Annotated in this window: 5 protein-coding genes; 3 read left to right on the top strand and 2 right to left on the bottom strand. The window is 72.8% G+C overall.

The genetic code is table 11. From position 1 onward, the window contains the following. The first annotated feature begins 291 nt into the window (after window positions 1–291). Window positions 292–924: a DNA polymerase ligase N-terminal domain-containing protein gene (locus tag ADY01_RS30710; RefSeq protein ID WP_049579986.1), complete on the top strand. Its 633-nt coding sequence runs from the start codon at window positions 292–294 to the stop codon at window positions 922–924. 20 nt (window positions 925–944) lie between these two features. On the opposite strand, the gene ADY01_RS41420 is transcribed toward ADY01_RS30710, so the two are convergent. Next, complete coding sequence (locus ADY01_RS41420; RefSeq protein ID WP_267888491.1) at window positions 945–1,073, bottom strand: LPFR motif small protein; 129 nt, start codon at window positions 1,071–1,073, stop codon at window positions 945–947. A gap of 190 nt (window positions 1,074–1,263) precedes the next feature. Between ADY01_RS41420 and ADY01_RS30715 the strand changes: the two genes are divergently transcribed. Together ADY01_RS30715 and ADY01_RS30720 are read left to right on the top strand one after the other, a co-directional pair. Further along, window positions 1,264–2,925 carry an SPFH domain-containing protein gene (locus ADY01_RS30715; protein ID WP_049579987.1) on the top strand — a complete coding sequence of 554 codons (1,662 nt, stop codon included), beginning with the start codon at window positions 1,264–1,266 and terminating at the stop codon, window positions 2,923–2,925. Further along, on the top strand, window positions 2,922–4,223 hold the full coding sequence (locus tag ADY01_RS30720) for an SPFH domain-containing protein (protein ID WP_049579988.1): 1,302 nt from the start codon (window positions 2,922–2,924) through the stop codon (window positions 4,221–4,223). Before ADY01_RS30715 ends, ADY01_RS30720 begins: the two co-directional genes overlap by 4 nt. 27 nt (window positions 4,224–4,250) lie before the next feature. Here the strand turns inward: ADY01_RS30720 and fxsT are convergent. Then, window positions 4,251–6,814: FxSxx-COOH system tetratricopeptide repeat protein (fxsT, locus tag ADY01_RS30725; protein ID WP_049579989.1), on the bottom strand; the 2,564-nt coding region annotated here is incomplete at its 5' end.

Consider the following 6,814-nt stretch of genomic DNA (forward strand, 5'->3'; position numbering starts at 1 on the left):
TCCAAGTGCGCCGAAGAACCAAAAAAGGGCCCGGAGGGATCTGGACCCCCCACGCGGTTGGAGAGGCTTTGGGCGGGAGCCGCGTTGGGGCGAGAGATCGGGGGCCCTTACGCTGGCCAGCGGATCGGGCAGGCTGTGCACCTGCCCGCACGTGCCCGATCAGGGCCCCCGATCTTAGAGGCTCGCCCCAACGCGGCTGCGTAAAGCCTCGGAAACCGCCCCAGCCACGAACGGCCACACGGCCAAGCCGGCCGCAGGCCCCAGGTGCGCCCCAACCAAGACGGTGTCACGATGAGAAACGTGAGCCCGAGGAAGAAGAAGGGGGACGACGACGCGCTGGCCGCCTACCGCGGCAAGCGGGACTTCTCGCGCACCGACGAGCCCCGCGCGGGCGCCCGCGAGGCCGGGGGCGATCCCCGTTTCGTCGTCCAGCTCCACGACGCCAGCAGCATGCACTTCGACTTCCGGCTGGAGGCCGACGGCGTCCTGAAGTCCTGGGCGATCCCCAAGGGCCCCTCCACCGATCCGCACGACAAGCGGCTCGCGATGCCCACCGAGGATCACCCGCTCGACTACCGGGAGTTCGAGGGCGTCATCGCCAGCGGCGAGTACGGCGCGGGCCCCGTGATCATCTGGGACGAGGGGACCTACCGGCACGTCGGTGACCGGCCGGTCGCCGACGACCTGGACCGCGGTCACCTCTCGTTCGTGCTCAACGGGCGGAAGCTGCACGGCGGTTACGCCCTGACCCGGTTCCGCCGCGGAAGCGGCGGGGACGGGCGGGGCGAGGCGTGGCTGCTGGTCAAACGGGACGACGAACGCGCCTCCGACGACGGCACCCCGGACCCCAACCGCGCCCGCTCCGCCCGCACCGGCCGTACCCTGCGCCAAGTCGCCTCCGACGACGGCGCGGAGAAGGAGTAGCGGCCTCGGACGACGGCGCCTCAGTGCCTCCCGTGCGCCGTGTCGGACGCGCCGCCGAACAGGCGGGCGACGAGGCGGAACGGCAGCGTCACCACCGTGGCGACAGCACCGCCTACGGCCCGGAACATGTCTCCGATGGCCCTCAGCATGGCTTTACCTCCTTGCGTTCGTGGTGCGGCTGTTGCCTCCTTCGGGTGTCCCGGCCCTTCAACCGCCAAACACCACACGGCCCGTTAAGGCATAAGCCTGTAACGATCGGTGACCACCCCCTTGTCCGTCTCGCTTCCCCAGGGATGGGATAAACACCACTACAGAGCGCACGACGACGCAGGGGGGAACATGGCGCGTACGACGCAGAGTGTGCGGAGAGTGGCGCGGGCGGTGGCCGAGGGGGGCGACCCGCGCACCCTGGCGGAGCAGGAGATCCGCTCCCGCCTGGGCGGACAAGGCCGACAAGACAGGCAAGGCGGACAGAGCGACCGCGGCAGCGGGACCGGCAGCGCGACCGGTGGCGGGACCGACGGCATCGGCGACGGCATGGACGCCGCCGACTTCCCCGCCGCCCGCGAGCAGGGCGACGGCATCGACACGGTGATGGAGCAGAAGACCGTCGCGCTGGACGACGCGGGCGAGGCGCTCAACCGCAGCGAGCAGCGCCGCGACGGGCTGCGCCCGGTGCACGCCATCTGCCCGATGGTGCTGCCGCGCGGCCGGTCGTTCGTGAGCATGCTGCCGGTCCTGCTGCTGCTGGTGCTGGTCGCGGTGGGAGCGACCGCGGTGGCGGCGGCCGGGGGTGAGGTGCTGACCAACCCGCTGCTGGGCGTGCACAGTTGGGTGCTGGCGCTGCTGGCCGCGGTCTTCGTCTGGTGGCGGCAGGGCATGGTGATGGTGCCGGACGGCTGCCAGGCGCTGATCTCGCGCTTCGGCAAGCTGGAGCAGGTGGTCGGCCCCGGCCGGGTGATCCTGCTCAACCCGTGGAAGCGGGTGTCGTACATCCTCAACACGACACGCGAGTACCCGTTCAACGCCCCGGTGCGGGAGGCGCCCACGAAGGGCGGGGTGAAGGCGTCGATCGACCTGTTCATCCAGTTCCGCATCAACGACCCGGTGGAGTTCGTCTACACCCTGGGCGCGGTGCGCGGGTTCGAGGAGAAGCTGAACAACGCGGTCAGCGAGACGATCCGCAGCCTCATCTACGAGCAGGAGGCCGCGGGGATCTACAACATGGTCGGCGAGGACACCGGGCGGCTGCTCGAACAGCTCAACCACCAGTTCCAGCCCGCGGTGATGCTCACCAACGCCAACATCACCCACGCCGAGCCCTCGGACCGCGGCTACCGGATGGACCTGGCCGCGCCGGAGATGGTGCGCGTGGCGAAGGAGGCGTACACGCACGAGTACGCGCTCCAGTTGCGCAAGGAGCAGGACGAGGGCGACCTGATCAAGGAGTTGGCGACGCGGCAGGAGACGCTGTCCGCGATCCAGGCCGACATCGCCCAGTACCAGGCGCAGATGGACACGGCCGTCGAGCGGGAGACCAACCGGGCCGAGGCACTGGCGCGGCAGCGCTATGTGCAGGCGGAGTCCGAGGCGCGGGCCAACGCGGCGCTGCTGGAGGCGCAGGCGCTGGACATCCGCGCGGTGACGGCGGCGGAGGCGCCGGAGATCCTCGAATACCGCTACCAGCAGCAGGTGCTGGACACGCTGGAGCGGGTGGCGGACCACCTGCCGCGGCTGGTGCGCATCGGCGGCGACCGGGAGGCGGACGGCGCCGCCGGTGTCGACTTCCTGCGCCTGGCACGGGAGTTGGTCGGGGAACGCGGCACCGAGCTGTTCTCGGACGCCGACATGGCCGAGGTGAGGACGCGGTTGCGGGAGGTGGTGGAACGGATCGCGGCGCGCCAGACGGAGATCAACGCCCTGCTGGAGGCGGAACGGCCGACCGTTCCCGCCGCGGCGCCCTCCCTGGGCTCCGACGCCGACGAGGAGGCGGGCCGATGAGTACCGTACGCACGCACCGCAGGTCGGTCATCTCGGAGTCGGTGGCGCCCTGGAGCGATGTCGCGCAGCTGCTGCGCGGCGGCGAGGCCGGGACGCTGATCCCGGTCATCATCCCCAAGCACCGCCGCCGGCTGTGGTGGATGCTGCCGCTGTGGCTCGGCGCCTTCGCCGTGTTCACCGGCGTGATGCTCTCGCTGAGGGAGGCGGACGCGGACGGCGCCGGGGACACCGCCTATGGCGCGCTGGCCGGGCTGTCCTACGCGCTGGGCGTTCTCGCCCTGCTGGGCGGCGGGTTGTGGTGGTGGCGCTCCTCGATCGTGGAGATCGAGCAGGGCACCAACGGCGTCCTCACCCGCTACGGCGCCCTGGCGCGCACGCTCGACGCGGGCCGCCACTACCTGTGGCACCCGTGGTCGCGCGTGGCCTTCGTGGTGGACACGGCGACCGAAATCCCGTACTCCGCACCGGTGATGGCCTGCCCGACGCGGGAGAACGTGCCGCTGCGGTCGATCGAGTTCTTCCTGAAGTTCCGCATCACGGACGCGGTGCTGTTCGTCCGGACCATCGGCGCGGGCAACTTCGACCTCGTCCTGTCCAACGCCGTTCAGGACGCGATCCGTCAGCGCGCCCGCCAGGTGCCGACCGAGCGCGCCTACGACCTGCGCGGCTCCGACGTCGGCGACATGCAGGCCCTCCTCAACCGGCAGCTGTCGCACTACGGCGTGCGCATCACCGGCTGCAACATCCCCGATGTGCAGCTGCCCGCGCAGTACCAGCAGCACCTCGCCACGCGGGAGCGGGTCGCGAAGGAGCGCACCGCGTACGACCAGGAGTGGGCGCTGACGCGCAAGCGCCGCATCGACAGCCTCCAGATGGACATCGAACGGGCCAAGAAGGTCCGTGACGCGCGCATCGTGGAGGTCAAGGCGGCGCTCAACAGGGCGCGCGAGGAGGTGGCCCAGCTCCTCGAAGAGCAGGAGACGAACGCGCAGCGCGTGCGGTTCGAGATCGAGACGGGCGGGCGCAGCGGCCTGATCGCCGCGGAGAACGAGGCGCGCGCCCAGCGGCGTCTGGCGCAGGCGTACCGGGACAACCGGGCGGTGCTCCAGTACGAGTTGGCCCGCCGCCGCCTCGAAGTGGGCGCCGAGCTGGCCGGGAAGGCGCCGCGGCCGGTGGTGATCAGCACCGACGGCGCGTCGGGCGCGGACACGTCGGCGCTCGCCACGCTGCTGACCGCCCAACTCCTCCCGCGCCTCCAGGCGTTGCCGCCCGCGGAGGAGAGCGACCGGGACGGCTGAGGCGCCCGGCGCGACGGGCCGGGGCGGTCAGAGGACCGGCGGCTCGAAGTCCCAGGAGGGGCGGAGGCGGAGGCGGGCGGCGGCGGGCAGCGGGTGCTCCTCGCCGAAGGTCGCGGTGAGGCCGGTCAGCGCCTCGCGCTCCACCGCCTCCGCCTCCCCGTCCTCGCCGAGGGCGCGCAGGTCGGCGGCGAGGACGACGCGGACGGAGAGCGAGAGCGGGTGGGCGGGGCCGAGCGCCGCGTCGGCCCGGACGCGGGTGTCGCGGCCGAGCGCCGCGGCGCCCGCGACATCGCCGTCCATGCTCCGCGCGACGGCGGCGTTGAGCGCGATCCCCAGCGTCCAGGGGTGGTCGGGGCCCAGCGCGCGGCCCATGTCCCGCAGGCACGACTCGTTGAGCGCGGACGACTCCGCCCACTCCCCCGCCACCCGCAGCAGCAGCGCGTGGTTGGCGGCCGTGCCCACGGCGAAGGGATGGGCGGCGCCGAGCATGAGCGCGTAGTGGTTCATGGCGCGTTCCCCCACGGCGCGCGCCTGGTCCAGGTCGCCGTGGTCCCGGTGCACGGAGGCGTAACAGGTCGCGATGGTCAGCGTCAGGGGCGCGGAGTCGCCGGTCACGCGCTCCGCGCGCTCCAGCAGCGCGGCCAGCAGGCCGTGCGCCTCCGGCGCGTCACCGGCGCCCAGCAGGCACATCGCCCGGTTCAGCTCGGCGGTGAGCGTCTGCGGGTGGTCCGGCCCCAGCACGTCGCGGTGGTCGCCGACGGTGGGCCCGAGGACCGTCAGCGCCTCCCGGTACCGCCCGAGCAACCGCAGGTCGAGCGCGACCGCGTTGGCCGAGGTCAGCGTCAGCCCGTCGCGTTCCCCGTGGAGTTCGGTGCGGGCGGCGAGGTTGCGCAGATCCGTCGCCAGGGCCTCGGCGCAGCGGCCGAGCAGCCGCAGCGAGGCGGCGAGGTTGTGCCGGGCGTTGAGGGTCCGCGTGTGCCGTTCGCCGACCTGTTCCAGATAGCTGTCGAGCACGCCGCGGATCACGCGCAGCGACTCGCCGTACTGCGCGAGGCCGCACAGGTCCGCGCTCAGTCCCTCCTCGGCCCGCAGCACGGTCAGGTCCCGGGGGCCGCGCAGGGCGCCGAGGCGCTCGATGACCGTCCGGTCGACGCGTTCGCTCTCGGCGTACGCCCCGGTCGCGCGGCGCAACGTGGCGAGCTGCGACATCAGGTCCCACACGCGGGGGTCGTCCTCGCCGAACGTCCGCCGCCACGCGCGCGTGGCGCGTTCGGCGAGCTGGGCCCCCGTCGTGTACTCGCCGGCGTGGTTCAGATAGCTCAGGCAGTGGAGGATCAGCCGGTGCGTGTCGGCGTCGCCGCTGGTCAGCGCGCCGGAGGCGTCCAGGTGGGGCACGATCCTGGCGAACCGCGGCCAGCGTCCCGGGTCCGAGGGCCGCCCCGGGTTGGCCGCCGTCAGCGCGCGGCGCGCGGCCCGGGAGAACACGCGGCGTTCGTTCCCACCGAGGCCGTACCGCACGGTCAGGTGCACCAGCGGGTGCAGGTGGATGTGCCCGCCCATCCGCGAGAGCGATCGCTCGGGGCCTTCCTCCCAGCGGATCACCGAGTACTGGACGAGCTTGCCGATGGCCGTGGACCAGGACCAGGCGTCGGACATGACCGCCCGCAGTTCATCCGGCATCTCGCTGTCCGGGATGCCGCGGACGAGCTCGACGGGGATGGCGCCGGGCGCGAAGTGCGCGCACAGCCGCAGCAGATCGACGGCCAGGGGCACCGTCTCGCGGAGCTGGTCGAGCAGCATCGAGAACGCGCTGAAGTAGGTCCTGGGGTAGTCGTCCGCCACCCGCAGCCCCGACGCCGGCCCGGTGGTCAGGCCGGGGCCCCCGGCCAGCAGGACGATGTAGTCGTCGACCGGTATGGCGGAGTCGTTCAGCCACCCGGCGGTCTGGTCGAGCGCCAGCGGCAGATCGCCGAGCGCGTCGGCGAGCCGGTCCGCCTCCTCGGCTCCGAGCCGGGGAGCGCGGCGACGCATGAACGCGACCGATTCCTCACGGCTGTAGACCTGCACCTCGTGGACGGCGGTGTTGTACTCGGCCCAGCCGCGGTTCTGCGAGGTGATGACCACATGCCCCGGGCCCGCGGGCAGCAGGTCCGCGATGGGCCCGGGGTCGTCCGCGCCGTCCATCACCACCAGCCAGCGCGCGTGCGGCTCCCCGCGCCGCAGCGCCGCCGCGACCGCCCGCAGCCGTTCCCCGTAGCCGGGCCCGGTCACGAGGCCGAGCGCCGGCGCGAGCTCGGCGAGCCGCTGCCGCAGCGTTCCCCGCTGGTCGGCGGGCACCCACCACACCACGTCGTACTCGGAGCCGAAGCGGTACACGTACTCGGCGCCGATCTGGGTCTTCCCGACGCCCGAGAGCCCGAGCAGCGTCACCACGGCGGCGCCCGGCTCGGCGTTCTGGAGCTGGTCGTAGACGCGTTGCAGCGTCTCCTCGCGGCCGGTGAACCTGATGTTCCGCCGCGGGACCCCGCCCCAGATCCGCGGCCGGTCGAGCGGGTAGCGCGGGGAGTGGCGGAGGTCGTGGTCGCCGGGGG

Origin of the sequence: Streptomyces sp. SBT349, assembly GCF_001083795.1 — a bacterium.
Classification (GTDB): Bacteria; Actinomycetota; Actinomycetes; order Streptomycetales; family Streptomycetaceae; genus Streptomyces.

Coding starts and splice junctions, on each gene's coding strand:
- ADY01_RS30710 (WP_049579986.1), top strand. CDS start 292: ATGAGAAACGTGAGCCCGAGGAAGAAGAAGGGGGACGACGACGCGCTG.
- ADY01_RS41420 (WP_267888491.1), bottom strand. CDS start 1,073: ATGCTGAGGGCCATCGGAGACATGTTCCGGGCCGTAGGCGGTGCTGTC.
- ADY01_RS30715 (WP_049579987.1), top strand. CDS start 1,264: ATGGCGCGTACGACGCAGAGTGTGCGGAGAGTGGCGCGGGCGGTGGCC.
- ADY01_RS30720 (WP_049579988.1), top strand. CDS start 2,922: ATGAGTACCGTACGCACGCACCGCAGGTCGGTCATCTCGGAGTCGGTG.